This window comes from Labrenzia sp. CP4 (assembly GCF_001579905.1).
Classification (GTDB): Bacteria; Pseudomonadota; Alphaproteobacteria; order Rhizobiales; family Stappiaceae; genus Roseibium; species Roseibium algicola.
Map to the genome: position 1 here is coordinate 2,866,656 of NZ_CP011927.1, position 18,419 is coordinate 2,885,074.

The following is an 18,419-nucleotide window of genomic DNA, read 5'->3' on the forward strand; positions in this document are numbered from 1 at the left end:
TCACACGCATTTTCAACGCGAGTTTCGCCATGGACAGGCGAAAACGCTCTGTGTCCACTTGCGAGCTCGAAAAAATATTTCCTTTTGTCGCTTCTAGCTTGCCTTAAATCTAGTCATATGTAAAGAAATACATTTATTACGCTAGGGAAGTTTTTCTTAAATATTTGATTTAGATTGTTTTGGATGCGCACTTGCACGCGATCGTCGGGAAGTAGGGAGGGGCGAGGTGCTTTCGGTGCAATTTGCACTCGTGAAGCCTTTCGGCTGTCATTTTCGGCTGTTTTCTTGATCCTGACAGATTTGGTCCTTGCCTTTGTCGCCGCGCTCTCTTTCGTGGGGTGGCCAAAACCGGCACCTGCCGGTACCGGCGGAGGTCATTGATCCGTGTGGGCCGGCTATCTAGCCAGTCAAAGTGATTTCGTCTTCCAACGCCGGGAAGAGGGGGATCTTGGAATATTGCAACTTTCAATGCACGTAATGGTATTGCTTCCGCATTCCGTCAACCTAAGGCGTTACATCTTCGTTATTTCATGCTAACGTAGCTGCCTGTTAGAAAAACAGATTGATGCGCTTTTGATTTGCAGGCGCTGCAAGTAAATTTTCGCTTTTCAAAATTCAGATGACCGTTCTCTCGAGTTTTCAATGGGAGGAAATAATGGCAGGCATAAGAAAAGACATTGCCAAGCTCGGCGGGCCATGGTCCGACACGATGCTTTGGTATGCGCGAGCCGTTGGTGAACTGCGGACGCGCCAGTTGCGTGATCGGACAAGCTGGCTCTACCTGGCAGCGATCCACGGCATCAATCCGCAGGGCTGGATTGATCAGAACATCATTTCACCGACCACGCCGGCGCCAAACGCCGACGAGCAACGATTGATGTTCAACCAGTGTCAGCACGCGGGTTGGTTTTTCCTGCCCTGGCACAGGGGCTATCTGCATGCGTTCGAGGCAATCCTGGCAGACTGGATTGTCAGCCAGGGCGGTCCGACTACATGGGCATTGCCATACTGGAATTATCTCAACGGGTCTGATCCAGCGTCGCGAGACTATCCGCAGGAGTTTCTGGACAGCACCATTCCGGGTGATAACACGCCGAACCCGTTGGCCAACGCGTTTCGTGGCCCTGCCGTGAAAGTTGGTCCGCAGGCCTGGATCAATGTCGACATTTCGCTCGACGCGCAAACCACGCAGACCGTTTATACATCAATCCCCGGCACGCTTGGATATGGCGGTCCTATCAGCGGCTTCGACCAGCAGGGCAATGCCTATGGTGCGGTCGAAAGTGACCCGCACAATTTCGTGCATGTCATGGTGGGCGGCAACGTACCGCCCAGTCCGACCGGCTGGATGTACGATCCGGATTTTGCCGGTCTCGATCCGATCTTCTGGGTTCACCATTGCAACATCGACCGCTTGTGGGCGGCCTGGATGACCGGGGGAGGCAACTCCCAGGAAACCAGCCGGCCCTGGCTCAACGGGCCGTTCCCGCGCCAGTTTGCGATGCCGGACGCACAGCAAAATATTTCCATTTTCACGCCGGAAGACACGCTTCCGGGCGCGGCTCTTGCGCCGGTCTATGATAATCTGATCGATGGAACGGGCATTACGCCCACCGTGGGGATTGCAATGGCCACCACACCGACAGGCCGGGGCACTTCGACACTCGTCGGGGCAAACGACGAGGTGCTGCAGGTTACCGCAAGTCCGGTAACGGCACGCGTGAAGCTGGCTGCGGCGCCAGCTGCGGCCCTTGCTGCTGCAGCTCCGGCCGCAGCGGAGCGACTTTATCTCAACGTTGAAGGTGTCCGGGGAAACTCTCCAAGCGGTGTTCTTTCCGTTCGTGTTGTTGCGCCAGGCATACCGGATGCGGAAGTCAACGAGACTCTGGTGTTCTTCGGCCTTGGAAAGGCCAGTTCAACCGACGGTTCGCACGCAGGCAACGGCCTGTCATCAACCGTGGAAATCACCGACAAGGTTGCGGCCATGCAGGCGCGTGCTGGTGCTGCAATCCAGGAGCTTGAAGTCAGTCTCGTTCAGCCAGAGGGAACCTCGTCGGAAATTACCGTCGACCGGATCAGCATCTACCGTCTCAGGGTTAGATGACATGTCCCGGCTGGCGGCCTTTGCCGTGCAGACCGGTCGGGGCGCAATGCCCTGGCTGGTTGCCTTGAGCGCGGGCAGCTACCTCCTGCTCGGTTTCGCGCAACCTGCTTCGAACGTCGCGGCTCTTTGCGGGCGTCTGAATGTTGCGCAATCCGTTTTCCTGCCCGCATCGAACCTTCAATTCTCGCAGATCTTGCAAGCGGTAGCTGCGGACTGGATCCTGATGGTCGTGGCCATGATGACGCCGTTGGTCGCTGCCAACCTGTCTTATGTCGGACGAGTGGTGCATGCATCCCAAAAGGTGGCTGCAAGTATTGCCTTTCTGCTCGGTTATCTCTGCGTCTGGATTTTGTCCGGCCTGTTGCTTGTGCCATTGGCGTTTGTCCTGGCGCTTGCCGGTGCCTGGCTCGACCTGTCGTTGGCGCTCGGTGTCGCTGTCGTTTGGAGCATGTCCCCGCTTGCCCAATGGGCCAGAAACAAGTGCCACGGCACCAGCCGGATTGCAGCTTTCGGACAAGAGGCACAGGCTGATGGTTGCTGGTTCGGTCTTCGAACCGGGGCGGCCTGTGTGTTTGCCTGCTGGCCCTGGATGCTTGTGCCTTTGCAGGTGGAGACCGGCCACATTGCCGTGATGGTGCTGACAGGTCTCTATCTTTTCGCCGACCGGATTGCACCGCCTGCTACGCCGGTCTGGCGACTGCCTCCGGCACTGGAAACTGTCCTGGGGGTGTCGCTCCTGCCTGGAGGCTGCGGACCGAACAGGCACAGTCTGCGCCACACCAAGCCGCTTGCTGCAACAAGCCAGCCAGTCCGGACACGCCATTGACGGTCAGAGGAGGAAATCATGCCGATCAATTTCATTCCGAATGACCCGAGAGCCGGACACCCGCCTGCAGCCGTCATCGAGGCGCATGCTGAGCGACCAGATGAACTGGCCCGGTATGTCTATCTGGGCTCCGTCCCGGAAGACACATATCCAACTGACAGCGACGGCTTTCTGTTCTGGCAATGCCGCGAGGCCGCTCTCAGAGCCATCGACCTTTGGGAGTTGATCGACGGGAGCACGCTGACCACGTGGCAGAACGGGAAAACCCTGCGGCTGAAACAAAAGACACCGGGGCAGCCCCAGCTCAATGCCTTTTACGACAGGCTTTCGCTCTCCTTTTTTCAGGTGGATGCTGCCGGGGGAGACAGTTACCGCTCAGGGGCAAGTACCGATGTTGTCGCACACGAGGCGGGCCATGCCTTTCTGGATGCAATCCGCCCGGATCTTTGGGGTGCTTTTCAGGCGGAGCAGGGTGCTTTTCACGAAGCCTTTGGAGACTGCATCGCAATTCTCGTCGCGCTTCAGGACGAGGCGACCCGCCAGGTGCTTGTGGATCAAGGGCTGTTGAGACAGAAGAACTTTGTCGAGACCACTGCAGAGGATCTGTCCCACGGTATTGCCGTCCTGGTCGACGCAAATCACAATGCGGCGGTCCCGCGGCGCGCTCTCAACACACATCAATGGGTGATGCCGGCCTCCTTGCCGGTGTCAGGTGGCCCGGGCGTTCTGATCAACGAAGTACATTCGCTGGGCATGATCTTCAGCGGTTGTTTTTACGACACGCTGACGAACATCTATCAGTCGCGCGGTGTGGAGAGCGAAAAAGGATTGCTGGCGGCGGCAAGGACGGCGGGAGAGTTGCTGGTTGCTGCTGCGCGTACGGCGCCACTTAAACCTCGATTTTTCCAGGCTGTCGGCAACGCCATGCTGATTGCGGACGGAATGCGCAATGCCGGGGTCAATGCCCAGGCGATCCGGGACGGGTTCGAGAGCCATAATGTGCTGTTGAATGCCGAACAACTGACATCTCCCACCGTGGTTCTGGCTGGCCGGCCGCCTTCGGAAACCGTTCATTCCGTTCGTGATGTGCTGACACAGGCCTCTCGCCGCAGCCTGCTTGAAGTCACCGGAGATGATACGGATCAACGGTTCTACGGCAGCCGGGTTCAGCTTGGCGACCAGTCGGTAGCAGCCGTTCGGCGGCGCCAGAAAGTCTCGCTCGCAGATGTCGCCAGCGATCTGGAAGGCGTCTATTGCTACGTCGAGGAAGACGTCCTCATCGGTGAGCAAAACGGGAATGCCGCCCTGCTGGGCGAGGTGGAGACGGTACGGCAATCCGCTGTCGAGGCGCAAAGCTTTGTCTTCAGCCTGCATGCCGCCGGTCAGATTTCAGAAGAGGCCCACAGCCAGGCGGGCGACGATACGATCGGTGCCGTGAGCCATGTGGTCAGTAACGTGGGGAAGGAGCGTCGATTGCTTCGAAAGCGTTTCAATTGCCGGTGTCACGCTCTTCCAGGTACGGCAAGGGCTTTCCTGTGCACTTGATCAGTTGAAGCCCCTTCGCCGAAGTATGCGTCTGCCGGTCTCATCAGTTTCGACATAGTGCGTCGGTTGACCGAGCAGTGGCGACGCCATGCCTTCAAGCTCTCCTGCTTCAGCTTGACCTGTCTCACCTGGTGCCATCTCAAGCTGGCCATTGGCCCGCAGACTTTGAATGTAGGCCTTTGCCTCCTGGATCGTGTCTTCAGCAACCTCTTTGAATGCGACAGGGTGAGGGCTGTCGGGCTGTTCAATGACAAACGACGTGGGAAGGTTCAGGAACAGGCCGGAGAGGGCGCCAAGAGCGCTGTCTTCCACGGATATCAGGCAATGACCTTCTGCTTCGATCCGCTCCGGGCGGAACGAAACTTGCAGGAGGTCGACAACACCTTCCGCGGCCGCCAGAACCGGTAGCACCAGTTGCAGATTTTCGGCCGCGTTTCTTCCGGTTTTCCGGGCAATCTTCAATAGCATTGCAGGCCAGCCAGACATTCCATCGGCGCCAGTCTCTTCCAGAAGAAGTTTCGGCAAACCTGGCGGAAGAGCGGCGTCCGTGCTGCCGGGTCCGGCGTCGATCAAAACACATTCCGATGCGGGATCATTTACTGAGAAACGTTCCTGCAATTCTCCCAGGATTGTTGCGTCAACGCCGGGTTTATTCGTCTCAATGACCTGGGACGGGCCAGCTGGAAGCCGTAACTCTCTCAAGGTGGACAGGACTGCAGCTGCGTCATTCGACGAGCGAACAACCAGCGCAAAGGCAAGCCGAGCTCCTGTTTCACCTCTCATCTGGCCAATCGCATCCAGTGCCTCACAGACGAAGGGTCTGAGGACGCCATGCGGGTCAAGAAGACTGTCCGGTGTCAGAAGCAGCAACCGCAGCAGTTTGGCCTCCTGGTTTCCTTAGACGCGTTGCAGGAATTCAATGACCCGCCGGGTGAGCAGGGCAGACGCTTCTGCATCAAACGATGGTAGCGAGCTGTCAGCGAAATAGTGCTCCTCTCCGGGATAGAGAAAAAGAGCCGCATCCTCTGCCGTTTCGACGATCGCGCGCGCGGCATCGATGTCACCCTCGCCGACGAAAAAAGGATCATTGTCCATTGCGTGAATTTGAACAGGGACGCCGTTAGGCCAGGGCCCAAAAGACCAGTCACCGCTGATCGGCAGGCAGGAGTGGATCAGCAAGGCAGCCCGTGCTCCAGGCCGGGTTTGAGCTAGCTTCTGCGCCGGTAGCACACCAAACGAGAAACCCGCGTAGACGAGATCGTGGGGGAGTTCATCTGCCAGACGGACACCGCGTTCACGCATTTCGTCAAAGCCGGTTTCCTCGATGAAGGCGAGGCCCTTCTCGATGCTGTTGAACGTATTACCCTCGAACAAATCCGGCGTGTGCACTTTGTGGCCGGCCTGTCGCAGATCGTCTGCAAACTTCAGCACCCCGGAAGTCAAGCCAAGCGCATGGTGAAACAGCAGAACCTCAGACATCTGGCTCCTCCAGAAGTGGAAAATATCACGCAGCAAGGCATCATGTCATCGGTGGGGCCATGCAAAGTGCGATCCGCCTCCGGGGACGCCTATACGTCGGACGGACTTCTGGCTTTCCGAAGCTGATTGGCAGCGAGAGTGGTAACACGTGGTACTGCGCGCGGGCAGGAAGGAGGTTGAGCGATCTCTATTTTCATTTCGGGTTGTCAGACCTCCCGGTGCTCTTCGCGCGCCGCGCCTGTTGCCTCGCGTTTTTGCCTTCCGGACTTTGTAGTCCGGAAGGCTGTATTCGTGGAATTGAAGATCCGCCGCTTGCTTAGGCTTACTGCGGTGGCGGTGCAGCGTTCATAATCCGCTTCGACATGTCCTCAACAGACGTGGAGAAACTGGCAATCCGCGGCGGGAATTCCTCGAAGGAGGCAACAAACTTGTTCACCAGGCCGAGTGCTGGACCGATGGCCCAGGACCTGTTCTCCTGCCATTCGTCAAATCCCCGGGCGTCGTGGAACCGTTCAAAGGGATCGAGATCGAGGCGCGTGATCAACGGGGAGGTCATTTCGTATTGGTTGCCGTTGAACCAACGGTCTTGGCTGGTGAACAGGAACTTCCATTCCCCGAAGCGCAGGCCGTGGAAAGTGGTTTCAGTGAAATAGAAGAACTCCATCCGGTTGGAAGGCCCGGTTTGGGTCAGCAACGGGGTCTGGTCATAGCCGTCCAGATGAACCTTGAATGTCTTGCCGCCAATGTCCGCACCTGCCAGCAGCTGTTCCTTGATGTCGGGCTGACCCAGTTGAGACATGATGGTCGGGATCCAGTCCTCCATGGTCATAAGTTCGCCGGTGGTGGTTCCTGCCGGCGTTACTCCGGGCCAGCGCACTGCCATGGGCACCTTGAAGCCGCCTTCATAACCGCCCACGCCCTTTTCCCCCCGGAAAGGCTGGTTGCCGCCGTCGGGCCAGGAATTGGACGCCGCACCGTTGTCGGTGGAGAACATCACCATCGTATTGTCGGCGACGCCGAGTTCGTCCAGCAGGTTCAGAAGCTCACCCACGTCGTCGTCCAGTTCCACCATACCGTCGGCATAAACATTGCCGGTGCCGGTGATGCCGTCATAATGGTCGTTCAGGTTGGTGCGATAGTGCATGCGGGTGGTGTTGTGCCAGACGAAGAACGGCTCGTTGGCAGAGACAGCCTCCGTAATGAAGCGCTTGCTTTCTTCAAGCACGTCCTGGTCCAGGTTGCGCTGAACTTCCTGGCCGAAGGGCCCGAGATCCTCGATCTCCTGACCACCATCTGCTTTTGCAAAGCTGTGAATGATGCCTCGCTGTGCCAGGTTCGCATCTTCGAAAGCCTGTGCCGGATAATCCACTTGCTCGATATATTCCCCGGCGTTCAGGTGGTAGAGGATCCCGAAGAATTCATCGAACCCGTGGTTGGTGGGTAGATGTTCGTCCCGGTCACCAAGATGGTTCTTTCCGAATTGTCCGGTGCGGTACCCCAGGGGTTTGAGCATCTCGGCCAATGTCGGATCTTCGGTCGAAAGTCCTTGCGGCGCACCTGGGAGACCGACGGTGGACAGGCCGACCCTAAGCGGGTACTGGCCCGTGATGAAGGCCGCCCGGCCTGCGGTACAGGACGCCTGGGCATAATGATCCATGAAGAGCATGCCTTCGTTTGCGATCCTGTCGATATTCGGCGTTTCGCCTGCCATCATGCCTCGGTGGTATGCCGAGATGTTCCACATCCCGACGTCATCCCCCCAGATGACGAGAATATTTGGCTTGTCTGGTTCCTGGGCTGTGGCAGCTACCGGGGCCAGGCAGGCAGCAAGTGCCGCTGCCGCAATATACTTCAACATCACACGGCTCCTTCACGAATGCTATGTCCATCAAACAGCCTAATGATCCCATACGTCAAATGGATTGCAAAAATTCCGCATGCAAACTTTGGGTGTGAGTTAACTTGAGTGTCCGAATGAGGCGGTTATGTGCAGCCGGAAGCCGAGCTGCTGATTTCGGGATATAGTGGCAATGACTTCCAAAGTTGCACCGACCAGACAGATTAGGGAGCATTGATGTAACGCGCACAGCGAAGCCCAATTCGCTGCTGGAAAATATCCCGGAAAAATTGCATACTGGAGCTTCGCCACCAAATTGAAGTTGCTCTTTTTTCTTCGGGTTTCTGGCAACTTGTTTTGAAAACGGTGGCCAGGCAGGCGGCGAGTAAGGGATGGAAATCTGCCTTCGTGCACAGAACCATCTGTAACAGGGGTGGTAAGCGCGCAAGCAAGTTGAATTCGACACTCGGGGTCAAGCAGCATACCCGTAGCGACTTTTGAGGCAGGAGAGGCGGACGTGAGTGAGACAAGCACCGGAAAAGCACGCAGGCAGGCACTCGCCTTGAAGGTGTCCCTGTTAGGCCTGATGTGTCTAGCAGGCACACCGCAGTTGGCGAACTCGGCTGAGAGCGGTGTCGGGTTCTATCTACTTGGGTCGAAGGGGCCATTTGCAGCGGTGCTGCCCGGGCCGGGTGTCTACTTTCAAAATGACGTCTATTTCTATTCCGGGTCTGCCGGGGCGAGCCGTGACCTGCCTGTTGGCGGCAGGGTTATCGGCAATGTCGACGCGACCGCCTATATCGATCTCGCAACTGGCTTGTGGGTTGTGCCGACAAGCGTACTTGGGGGCAGCCTTGCCTTGCAGGCGACGGTTCCCTGGGGTGGACAATCCGTCGATGCTTCACTTGATGCCGGCGGAATTCTCGGAGCGTCTGTCAGCGATACGGTGTTCACGATTGGTGACCCAGTGGTTGGCGCCTCGCTGGGCTGGCACAACGGCAATTGGCACTGGACGACGGGTTTCCTCGTCAATGTGCCGGTGGGGGACTACCAGAAAGGCGAGATTGCCAACGTTGCCTTCAACCGTTGGGGGCTCGACATCAACGGTGGCGTAACCTGGTTCGATCCCAAAAGCGGCTGGGAGGTTTCCGGTGTTGCCGGTTTCACTTTCAACGGCGAAAACCCGGCCACGAACTACACCACCGGAACGGAATTTCACTTCGAAGGGGCGCTCACCAAAACCTTTTCACCCCAGTTCTCGGCGGGGCTGGTCGGCTATTACTACGACCAGATTACAGCCGACAGCGGATCCGGCGCCAGGCTCGGCGATTTCGAGGGACGCGTTGCCGCATTTGGCGGCACGGCGGGCTACAATTTCCAGCTCGGCCAGACACCGGTCTCGACACGCGTGAAGGTTTACCGGGAGTTCGCTGCGGAAAATCGTCTGGAAGGGACGTCGGCCTATCTCACCCTGACGATCCCGCTAAGCATGAAACACTAGCGCTGACTGGGCAAATTTTTATCTTGTTCAGCAGGCCATGAAGACCTCAAGTCACATGTACATGTGGCCTTTTTCAAGACAGGCGAGCGGCGCAAAACCAGATCCGTCTTTGCAGAGGGATAACTTCAGGATTGCGCAGTCGATTTCCAAAAGAAGCCAGAGCTTTCAAAGATCTATCCAAACCAACTTCTACAGAGGCCGAGGAACATCTATTGGTTGTTTCTGGTTTCGGTCGTAAAAAGCGTTTGAACGCAAGTCGCCCGACGCGTTGCCGAAAGCAATTTTGCTAGGCAATCCTTCAGCTCGAAGACGAACGCCCCGGTCAAAAAGGCGGTATTGAGATCGGTATTTGCCCCTTGTGTTCGCCCGCTGGATGCCCGCGTTTCCGAAAAGGCTTATTTGGTACTATCTTTACCGTTGTCCCTGCAGTTCTGCCAAACAATGCTGGGCCCGATTTCACAGGTCGTCCAGATTGTCCATCATCTGGTAGAAGAAGCCGATGGTCTTGCCGTATTCATCGACCCTGATGCGCTCATTGACGCCATGGAAACCTTCAAATTCCTTCGTGTTTTCAAGCTGGATGCCGGTGATGGTAAAAACGTCCGGAGCGAACGGCCGGGCCTGGAAGTGTTTTGAATCCGAGCCGCCGATCACGAAGAACGGCGCCACGACGAGATCATTGCCCCAGATCTGGCGAATGGTCTTTTCCAGTGCCTTGTAGCCGGGGCCTTCGGGGTCAGCCATGGCGGTTGCAGGTGTCGAGGCGGAGATGTCCCGAATGGTTATGCGGTCGTCGCCGATGGCATCCTTTACGTGCTGGATGATGACCTCGGGCGTGTCGCCGGGCATGGGGCGAAAATTCACGACTGCCGTCGCTGAAGGTGGCAGAACGTTATCCTTGATGCCGGCATTGAACATGCTGACGGCGATTGTCGTATGCATCATGGCCCGGGTGACCTGATCGCCGGCCATGACCTCGACAAACTGCTTTTCGAGATCGGTCATTTCGCCGTCCTTGCCGAAGGCAACGGCTGCATAAAGCGGCTGATAGGCTTCATCCAGTTCAGGCCCGAGGTAACGATACTGATGACGCAGCGCAGGATGAATGCGGTAGGGAAACTGCGCGGCTTCCAGCTTGGTGATCGCCTTTGCGAGAATGCCGATATTCGATTCCTCGGGCGGCTGCGATGAATGACCTCCGACCCCATGCATCGCCAGTTCAAGGCTGACGTAGCCCTTTTGCGCTATGCCGATCAGCGCCGTATTGTCTGGAAGTCCGGGGAACAGACCGGGCACCAGCGGAGCTGACTCATCCATGACGAAGGCAAATCGCTTGATGCCGCGTTTTTCCAGGGTCTCCGCAATAAATCTGGCCCCTTCCGGGCCGCCGACTTCCTCATCCTGGCCAAAGACGAAATAAATCGTCCGTTCCGGCTGCCAGCCTTCCTTGATCTTCATTTCAGCGGCTTCAAGAATGCCGTGAATCTGGTTCTTGTCGTCAAGGACACCACGTCCCCAGATGTATCCGTCTGCAACTGCCCCGGAGAAAGGATCTTGTTCCCACTGATCTCGCGAGTCCGCCGGCACTGGCACCACATCCTGATGGGCGTAGAAGAGGGCTGGCTCCAGATCCGGGTTCTTGCCTTGCCAGGTGTAAAGCAGGCTGTAGGGACGCGGATCACCGAGGATTTCTCGTTTCAAGACCTTGTGTACCTCCGGATAGGCCTCGACAAGGAACGCGTGATAGTCCTCAAACGCCTTGGTGTCGAAGTCGTCCCGGTCCTGGTTCGAGATCGTCGGAAACTGCACGGCCTTGGATAGTCGCTCCACCGCGCCATCGAGGTCGACGTCGATGGAAATCTGCTCGACGCCTTTCATTTGCTTGGAAGAGAAATCCTGCGGCTCTTCCGCCAAGGCAGTTGCGCCGAAGGCAATGGACGCCACGAGTGAAAAGCCGGCCGCATATCTGGTGGGGCACTTCATGTTGGTCTCCTGGCGTGCTCGTTCGACAAGAACCGATCCTGGTTGATCGTGTTCTTGTAAATCTTGCCTTCCTTCATGATCAGGATGAGATTTTCATCGGATCTGCGATCAGGCCAATTATTGTTCTCGACCGTCTCCCGGTTAGCGAGAAGTTGCATTCATTTTGCACCCATTTTTCGGGCTTGGTAATTAATCTTGATCAATCAGGTGGTCTGTTTTGCAAATTTGCCAAAAAGCGACGATGGGGAAGCACTACTCGAACCTGCGATCGTCACCCTGGAAACCGGCTCTTTTTGCGGGATTCTCTTTGGCTACTCGCTCATGGTCTGTCAGCGGCCCTTCGAATGCCGATGGTATCGAGAACCGTGGCATGGAATGGCGGAAACCGGTGCTGACAAAAAGAAAACCCGCCCGATCGTTTCCGATGGGCGGGTTCTTTCGTCTGGGCGCCGGGAGCCGCGCTGTGGCCAGTGGGAACCAGCCTGGGCGAACTCCCGGCTAAGCTTTGTGTGCGATCGAATTCAGACTTCCGGCCGGTGCCGGCCAGAAGTCTGTTGATCGTCAGCTGCAGCCGCTGGTGGAGCCGCAGGTGTCGCACTTCAGGCAGGTGCCGTTGCGCACCATGGTGAAGTTGCCGCATTCCGAGCAGCTCTCGCCTTCGTAACCCTTCATTCGGGCCTGGGCGATCTGCTGAGCCGCGGTTTTCACCTGTGGGGCAGGGGCCGAGGTCACTTCGACAGCGGCAGCTGCTTCCGAGCCGCGGGCGAAAGCCGTTGCGACGGCGGAGGTCTGGGCGGCGATTGTTGTGCCCAGTTCCACTTTCACCGCTTCGGTGATCTCGCCGGAAGGCTCGTTGCCGGCGACGAGACGGAACCGCTCGGTCTGGCCGCGGACGAGGCCGTGGGAAACCACACCGCCTGAGCTGCCCTTGTCCATGGTCTTGACCGCGCCAGCGCTGACCGGGCCGCTGAAGGCTTCCGGCGGGACGTGGGCAAGGTCGTGACGACCGAGGTAGGATACTGCCAGTTCGCGGAACACGTAGTCGAGGATCGACGTGGCGTTCTTGATCGCATCGTTGCCCTGGACCATGCCGGCCGGTTCGAACTTGGTGAAGGTGAACGCGTCGACATATTCCTCGAGCGGCACACCGTATTGCAGACCAAGCGAAACCGAGATCGCGAAGTTGTTGATGAATGCCCGGAGAGCCGAACCTTCCTTGTTCATGTCGAGGAAGATTTCGCCAAGGCGGCCATCGTCATATTCGCCGGTGCGCAGGAAGATGGTGTGACCACCGATCTTTGCCTTCTGGGTATAGCCCTTGCGGCGGGTCGGCAGTTTTTCCTGTTCGCGGACAACGCGTTCGACGATCCGCTCGACGATGCGTTCGGCAACCACTTCGGCCTTTGCAGCCATCGGCTTGGCGGCCAGAGCCTCGAGGGCCTCGTCCTCGTCTTCGTCCTCATCGGCCAGTAGCTGGGCGTTGAGCGGCTGGGACAGTTTGGAACCGTCGCGGTAAAGGGCATTCGCCTTGAGCGCGAGTTTCCAGGACAGCATGTAGGCTTCCTTGCAGTCCTCCACCGTCGCATCGTTCGGCATGTTGATCGTCTTGGAGATCGCGCCGGAGATGAACGGCTGGGCCGCTGCCATCATGCGGATGTGGCTTTCCACCGACAGAAAGCGTTTGCCGATACGGCCGCACGGGTTGGCGCAGTCGAAGACCGGATAATGCTCTTCCTTCAGGAACGGTGCCCCTTCCAGGGTCATCGCACCACACACGTGGGTGTTGGCGGCTTCGATGTCAGCCTTGGAGTAGCCGAGGAAGGTCAGGAGATCGAATTCCGGATCTTCCAGCTGCTCGTCGGTAACGCCGAGGGCCTTCATCTGCTCGTCGCCGAGGGTCCAGCGGTTGAAGACGAACTTGATGTCAAAGGCCGACTTCATGCCGTCTTTCAGCTTGGTCAGGCTCTCGTCGGTGAAACCCTTGGTCTTCAGCGCGGACGGGTTGACGCCCGGTGCCTGATCGATGGAACCATGGCCAACGGCGTAGGCTTCGATCTCGCCAATCTCGCTTTCGGTGTAACCGAGCTTGCGCAAGGCTTCAGGAACAGCGCGGTTGATGATCTTGAAGTAGCCGCCGCCGGCCAGCTTCTTGAACTTCACCAGCGCAAAGTCAGGCTCGATACCGGTGGTGTCGCAGTCCATGACCAGACCGATGGTTCCGGTCGGGGCAATAACGGTGGACTGGGCGTTGCGGTAGCCGTTCTTCTCGCCAAGCTCAAGGGCACGATCCCAGGCCTTCTTGGCCCGCTCGACGATCACCTGATCCGGGCAGGATACGTGGTCAAGAGCAACCGGAGCCGTGTTGAGGCCTTCGTAGCCGTCCGCTTCGCCGTAGGCGGCGCGGCGGTGGTTGCGCATGACACGCAGCATGTGGCTTGCGTTTTTCTTGTAGCCAGGGAAGGCGCCGAGTTCACCTGCCATTTCAGCGGAAGTGGCATAGGCAACACCAGTCATGACCGCGGTGAGGGCGCCGCAAAGTGCACGGCCTTCGTCGCTGTCGTACGGAATGCCGGAGGTCATCAGCAGGCCGCCGATGTTGGCATAGCCGAGACCGAGGGTCCGGAACTTGTAGGACAGTTCTGCAATTTCCTTGGACGGGAACTGAGCCATCAGCACCGAGACTTCCAGAACGATGGTCCACAGGCGGACGGCATGTTCGTAGTTGTCGATGTCGAAGGACCGGTCTTCCCGGCGGAACTGCATCAGGTTCAGGGACGCCAGGTTACAGGCCGTGTCGTCCAGGAACATGTATTCCGAGCACGGGTTGGATGCACGGATTTCGCCATCGGCAAGGCAGGTGTGCCAGTCGTTGATCGTGGTGTGGTACTGCAGGCCCGGATCAGCGGAAGCCCAGGCGGCATAGCCGATCTGTTCCCAAAGTTCCTTGGCCTTGACGGTCTTCAGAACGTCACCGGAGCGGCGGGCGGTCAGGTCCCAGGTGCTGTCGTCAACAACGGCGTTCAGGAAGCCGTCGGTCACACGCACCGAGTTGTTGGAGTTCTGTCCGGCAACCGTCAGATAGGCTTCGGAATCCCAGTCCGTGTTGAACGTCGGGAATTCGATCTTGGTGAAGCCCTGCTTTGCAAACTGGATGACGCGCTGGATGTAGTTTTCCGGCACCATCATCTTCTTGGCTGCGCGGATTTCACGCTTCAGCGCCGGGTTCTTGGCCGGATCGAAGCAGTCGCCGTTGTCCGCCTCGCAGTTGACGCAGGCGCGCATGATTGCGCCGAGGTGCTTCTGGCAGATCTTGGAGCCGGTGACGAGCGCGGCCACCTTCTGCTCTTCCTTGACCTTCCAGTTGATGTATTCCTCGATATCCGGATGGTCGACATCGACAACGACCATCTTGGCCGCGCGGCGGGTGGTGCCGCCGGACTTGATCGCGCCGGCTGCCCGGTCGCCGATCTTCAGGAAGCTCATCAGGCCGGAGGACTTTCCACCACCGGACAGGCGCTCGCCTTCTGCACGCACGTGGGAGAAGTTGGAGCCGGTGCCGGAGCCGTATTTGAACAGGCGCGCTTCACGGACCCAAAGGTCCATGATGCCGCCTTCGTTCACCAGGTCGTCGCCGACGGACTGGATGAAGCAGGCATGCGGCTGCGGATGCTCATAGGCGCTCTTGGACTTGACGAGCTTGCCGGTCTGGAAGTCGACATAGAAGTGACCCTGGCCCGGGCCGTCGATGCCGTAGGCCCAATGCAGGCCGGTGTTGAACCACTGCGGAGAGTTCGGCGCCACCTTCTGGGTCGCCAGCATGTAACGCAGTTCGTCGTAGAAAGCCTGAGCGTCGGATTCCTTGTCGAAATAACCGCCCTTCCAGCCCCAGTAGGTCCAGGTTCCAGCTAGACGATCAAAGACCTGCCGACCGTCAATTTCAGAGCCGTAGCGCTCGTCCTCTGGCAGGTCTGCCAGTGCGGCCTCATCGGCCTCATGGCGCCACAGCCAGGACGGAACGGTGTTTTCTTCTACGGCCTTCAGCTTGGCGGGCACGCCGGCCTTGCGGAAATACTTCTGAGCCAGAATGTCGGACGCGACCTGTGAAAACTGGGTCGGGACCTGAATGTTCTCCAGACGGAACACGATGGATCCATCAGGATTCCGGATTTCGCTGGTAGCGTTCCGGAATTCTACGCTGGCGTAAGGCGATTGACCTTCCTTGGTGTAGCGCCGCTCGATCCGCATCTTCTCAAGTCCCCTTTTAGATTACAGCCGGTTCCCCCGAACCGGGCTTGACCGCATTGCATCCGAACTGGCGTGGCCGCCTGCCTCTGTTCTCGAATGCCGCCCTGCAAGTTACAGGCTTCGAGCCTGTATGTAGCGTATCTTGTGTTTCTATCCACTATATATAGTGGTCATCAACAGGTTTGTCACGACATGCGCCTTGAAGTCGGCACAACAAAACCCGTCTCCCGGCTTTGGGGTCAAAGACCTGGAGCGGTACTCTTGGATACTGATGGTTTTGGATGACCGGAGCGCCCGGATAGGCACCCGACTACGCACATCGCAATGATGAGAAACTAATGTAAACGAATTCTTAAGGTCAAGGACCGAGTGACAACAGCTAGTGCCTGGATTGTGGGCAAACGCAAAATCTTGTGTGGTCGTGTGGATAATGGGGAACGGAGCGGGGACAGCGTTTTAGCAAGGGATTTAGCGCTTGCTTTCCCGGCGAAGGAGTGCCCGCCAGGAAGGCACAAGACCCTGTGGATGACGATAGACCGCATTTTATGAAAATTTGAAGAAAATGGCGGTGATCGATTTCAACCGGGTTTAAGCCGGGTCTGGTTTCATGATGACGGGATAGGGAAAAAGGTCCGCAATTCATGAAACATCACGCCGCATTCGGACTAGCGATGGAGGACATCGATGCTGTCGTCGTCGAGGACAGCAAGCCGATGCAGACGATTCTCCGGTCGATATTGCTCAGCTTCAAGGTTGCGCGCGTGCGGGTGTTCGATTCGGTCGACGAAGCGCTCGAGGCAAGTCTCGCCGAACCACCCAACGTGATTCTCACGGACTGGCGCATGGCGCCGACATCCGGCTACCAGTTCCTGCGTCTGGTGCGGCATCGCCACATGGAGCCGCTTTGTTATGTGCCGATTCTCTTCATTACGGCACATGGCACGCGACCGCTGGTCGACAAGGCCTTGCGGGCAGGTGCGCACCATGTGCTGGTCAAGCCGGTTTCGCCGTCGACGCTTTTCAAGCGCCTCAAGTGGCTTCTTGCAGACGACCGGCCGATGATCCTGGAGAACTCCGGCTTCTACAATATCTATGGCATTCAAAAGGCCATGGATGAACAGGCGGAAAAGATGCAGTCGCTTGCCGGAGCCCGGCTGCACCACCGCGTTGCCACGCAAAAGCGTGCGGAAGTGGAAGGAGCCGTTGAGGCGGCATTCGACACCAAGGAAGAAGAGCCGGAAAAGGTCTTCGCCGGTGTGAAGAAGGAAGCGCCTCCCAAACAGCATTCCGCCGCTGCCAAACATATCCGCAATGCCGGCTTTGCACCCTTCAAGGGTTTGAAACTTCACTGAAGCAGTCTGTTTGTGACCACATGGGTGCGGTGTGCACCGGGCGTGACTGCCGCAATCGGCCCGCAGGCGCAAAATCCCGTTCTTTTCTGGCTGCCAAGTCTGGACAGATGCGGCCGTTGTCGCCATAGTCCGCGAAATTCCGTCCTGTCATGTTGGCGGGGCAACGGATGTTTCCGACTTGCAATCAAGGGACCTTCAAAGGGCCATGAAAACTCTGCTGCTAGAATTGTTCACCTGGTGGAACAGCCAGACAATGGGCACCCGCTTCTTCACGTGGCGCAAGGGTGAGTTTGTCGGTGAGGATGAGTTCGGTAACAAGTACTACAAGGAACGCGCAGGCAAGAAGCGCTGGGTGATCTATAACGGTCTTGCCGAAGCCTCTGCCATTCCCGCGGGCTGGCACGGCTGGATGCATCACCGCGTTGATACGCCGCCGTCCGAAGAAACCTATCACGCCAAACATTGGCAGCAGGGTCACAAGGCCAATCCGACGGGCACTCCGGCCGCTTACCGGCCGCACGGTTCCATCCTGACCCCGGAAAAACGCCCGGATGTGACCGGCGATTATGAAGCCTGGACCCCGGGCAGCTGATAACCGCGCATTGCGAAAATCAGGAATGAAATAGCCCCGCAATTGCGGGGCTTTTTTGTTCGTCCATACTTCTTGGACGTCCATGACTCTGCCAAGAGGACCTGACTGTCAGGTCTTGTACGGGCTAGATGGTTGTCGATGACGCAGCTAAAATTGCAGGGTTGCACCCTGCGATGGCGAACGGTGAAGCAGTGAGGCCCATTGAAACGAGAAGTGTCAAAAATCGCGTGACGCCTGAGCGCAAAACTAACGCTCGTACCAACTATCGAGCACCGCCAAAACCTCCTCACCACTGGCTTGCGGTGACAGGGCGTAGAAATCGGTTTCCAGCTTCAGAGCTTCGCTGAGCAGTTCGTTATAGGCAGCTTGAGGAACTTCCTCGGTGCCGAACTTGCTGAGGTGCTCGGTTACGAACTGAGTATCGAGCAGGGAATAGCCGCCGACGATCAGCCGGGCAACCAGATGCGCAAGGCATACCTTGGAAGCGTCGGTGCGGAAAGTGAACATGCTCTCGCCGAAAAAGGCGCCGTTCAGGCTGACACCGTAAAGCCCTCCGACAAGTTCGCCATCCTGCCAGGCTTCAATGGTGTGGCAATAGCCCATGTCGAAAAGCTCGCCGTAGAGGCGCCTGATCTCCCGGTTGATCCAGGTTTTCTGGCGTCCGGGCATGGGCTCGGCACAGCCATCGATAACGCCCTGAAAATCCGTGCTGACCCGCACCTCGAACACGTCGTTGCGAATCGTCCGGCGCAGGCGGCGAGGCAGGTGAAAGTTGTTGAGGGGAAGGATGCCGCGACGCTCTGGCTCCAGCCAGAAGAGGCCGGGGTCGTCGGCAGATTCTGCCATCGGAAACAGGCCGCAGGCATAGGCTTTCAACAGCACCTGCGGTGTGATTTCCATGATGATGTCGTCTTTGTAACCAGCCATGAGGCCTCACTTACCAGACGGGATGAGC

Annotated in this window: 12 protein-coding genes; 6 read left to right on the top strand and 6 right to left on the bottom strand. The window is 57.8% G+C overall.

Going from position 1 to position 18,419, the window contains the following annotated elements; all coding sequences use genetic code 11:
- Positions 1 to 655 precede the first annotated feature (655 nt).
- Genes ACP90_RS13410 through ACP90_RS13420 form a run of 3 tightly spaced genes read left to right on the top strand, consistent with a single transcriptional unit; the run spans position 656 to position 4,475 of the window.
- Positions 656 to 2,104 carry a tyrosinase family protein gene (locus tag ACP90_RS13410; RefSeq protein ID WP_062488632.1) on the top strand — a complete coding sequence of 483 codons (1,449 nt, stop codon included), beginning with the start codon at positions 656 to 658 and terminating at the stop codon, positions 2,102 to 2,104.
- 1 nt (position 2,105) lies between these two features.
- The gene (locus ACP90_RS13415; protein ID WP_062488633.1) at positions 2,106 to 2,930 is read left to right on the top strand and encodes a DUF2182 domain-containing protein; all 825 of its coding nucleotides are present in this window, start codon (positions 2,106 to 2,108) and stop codon (positions 2,928 to 2,930) included.
- 18 nt (positions 2,931 to 2,948) lie between these two features.
- Entirely contained in the window at positions 2,949 to 4,475 is a 1,527-nt protein-coding gene (locus ACP90_RS13420) for a hypothetical protein (protein ID WP_062488634.1), read from the top strand.
- On the opposite strand, the gene ACP90_RS13425 is transcribed toward ACP90_RS13420, so the two are convergent.
- From ACP90_RS13425 to ACP90_RS13435, 3 genes are all read right to left on the bottom strand, one after another.
- Positions 4,476 to 5,345 carry a hypothetical protein gene (locus ACP90_RS13425; protein WP_062488635.1) on the bottom strand — a complete coding sequence of 290 codons (870 nt, stop codon included), beginning with the start codon at positions 5,343 to 5,345 and terminating at the stop codon, positions 4,476 to 4,478.
- Positions 5,346 to 5,372: 27 nt separating this feature from the next.
- Complete coding sequence (locus tag ACP90_RS13430; protein ID WP_062488636.1) at positions 5,373 to 5,954, bottom strand: dienelactone hydrolase family protein; 582 nt, start codon at positions 5,952 to 5,954, stop codon at positions 5,373 to 5,375.
- A 322-nt stretch (positions 5,955 to 6,276) separates the two neighbouring features.
- Complete coding sequence (locus tag ACP90_RS13435; RefSeq protein WP_062488637.1) at positions 6,277 to 7,812, bottom strand: arylsulfatase; 1,536 nt, start codon at positions 7,810 to 7,812, stop codon at positions 6,277 to 6,279.
- A 496-nt stretch (positions 7,813 to 8,308) separates the two neighbouring features.
- Here ACP90_RS13435 and ACP90_RS13440 point away from each other — a divergent pair, with 496 nt between their 5' ends.
- Positions 8,309 to 9,292, top strand: a complete 984-nt coding sequence (locus ACP90_RS13440; protein WP_286145758.1) for a transporter — start codon at positions 8,309 to 8,311, stop codon at positions 9,290 to 9,292.
- Between the two features lie 456 nt (positions 9,293 to 9,748).
- Here ACP90_RS13440 and ACP90_RS13445 read toward each other — a convergent pair whose 3' ends face one another.
- Both ACP90_RS13445 and ACP90_RS13450 read right to left on the bottom strand, forming a co-directional pair.
- Complete coding sequence (locus tag ACP90_RS13445; RefSeq protein WP_062488639.1) at positions 9,749 to 11,275, bottom strand: M20 family peptidase; 1,527 nt, start codon at positions 11,273 to 11,275, stop codon at positions 9,749 to 9,751.
- Positions 11,276 to 11,836: 561 nt separating this feature from the next.
- Positions 11,837 to 15,520, bottom strand: coding sequence for a vitamin B12-dependent ribonucleotide reductase (locus ACP90_RS13450; protein ID WP_022998392.1), 3,684 nt, complete (start codon positions 15,518 to 15,520; stop codon positions 11,837 to 11,839).
- Positions 15,521 to 16,161: 641 nt separating this feature from the next.
- Between ACP90_RS13450 and ACP90_RS13455 the strand changes: the two genes are divergently transcribed.
- On the top strand, positions 16,162 to 16,872 hold the full coding sequence (locus tag ACP90_RS13455) for a response regulator (RefSeq protein ID WP_208993526.1): 711 nt from the start codon (positions 16,162 to 16,164) through the stop codon (positions 16,870 to 16,872).
- A gap of 205 nt (positions 16,873 to 17,077) precedes the next feature.
- Positions 17,078 to 17,464: an NADH:ubiquinone oxidoreductase subunit NDUFA12 gene (locus ACP90_RS13460; protein ID WP_022998394.1), complete on the top strand. Its 387-nt coding sequence runs from the start codon at positions 17,078 to 17,080 to the stop codon at positions 17,462 to 17,464.
- 246 nt (positions 17,465 to 17,710) lie between these two features.
- Here the strand turns inward: ACP90_RS13460 and aat are convergent, their stop codons facing one another.
- Complete coding sequence (gene aat, locus ACP90_RS13465; RefSeq protein WP_022998396.1) at positions 17,711 to 18,391, bottom strand: leucyl/phenylalanyl-tRNA--protein transferase; 681 nt, start codon at positions 18,389 to 18,391, stop codon at positions 17,711 to 17,713.
- Positions 18,392 to 18,419 lie beyond the last annotated feature (28 nt).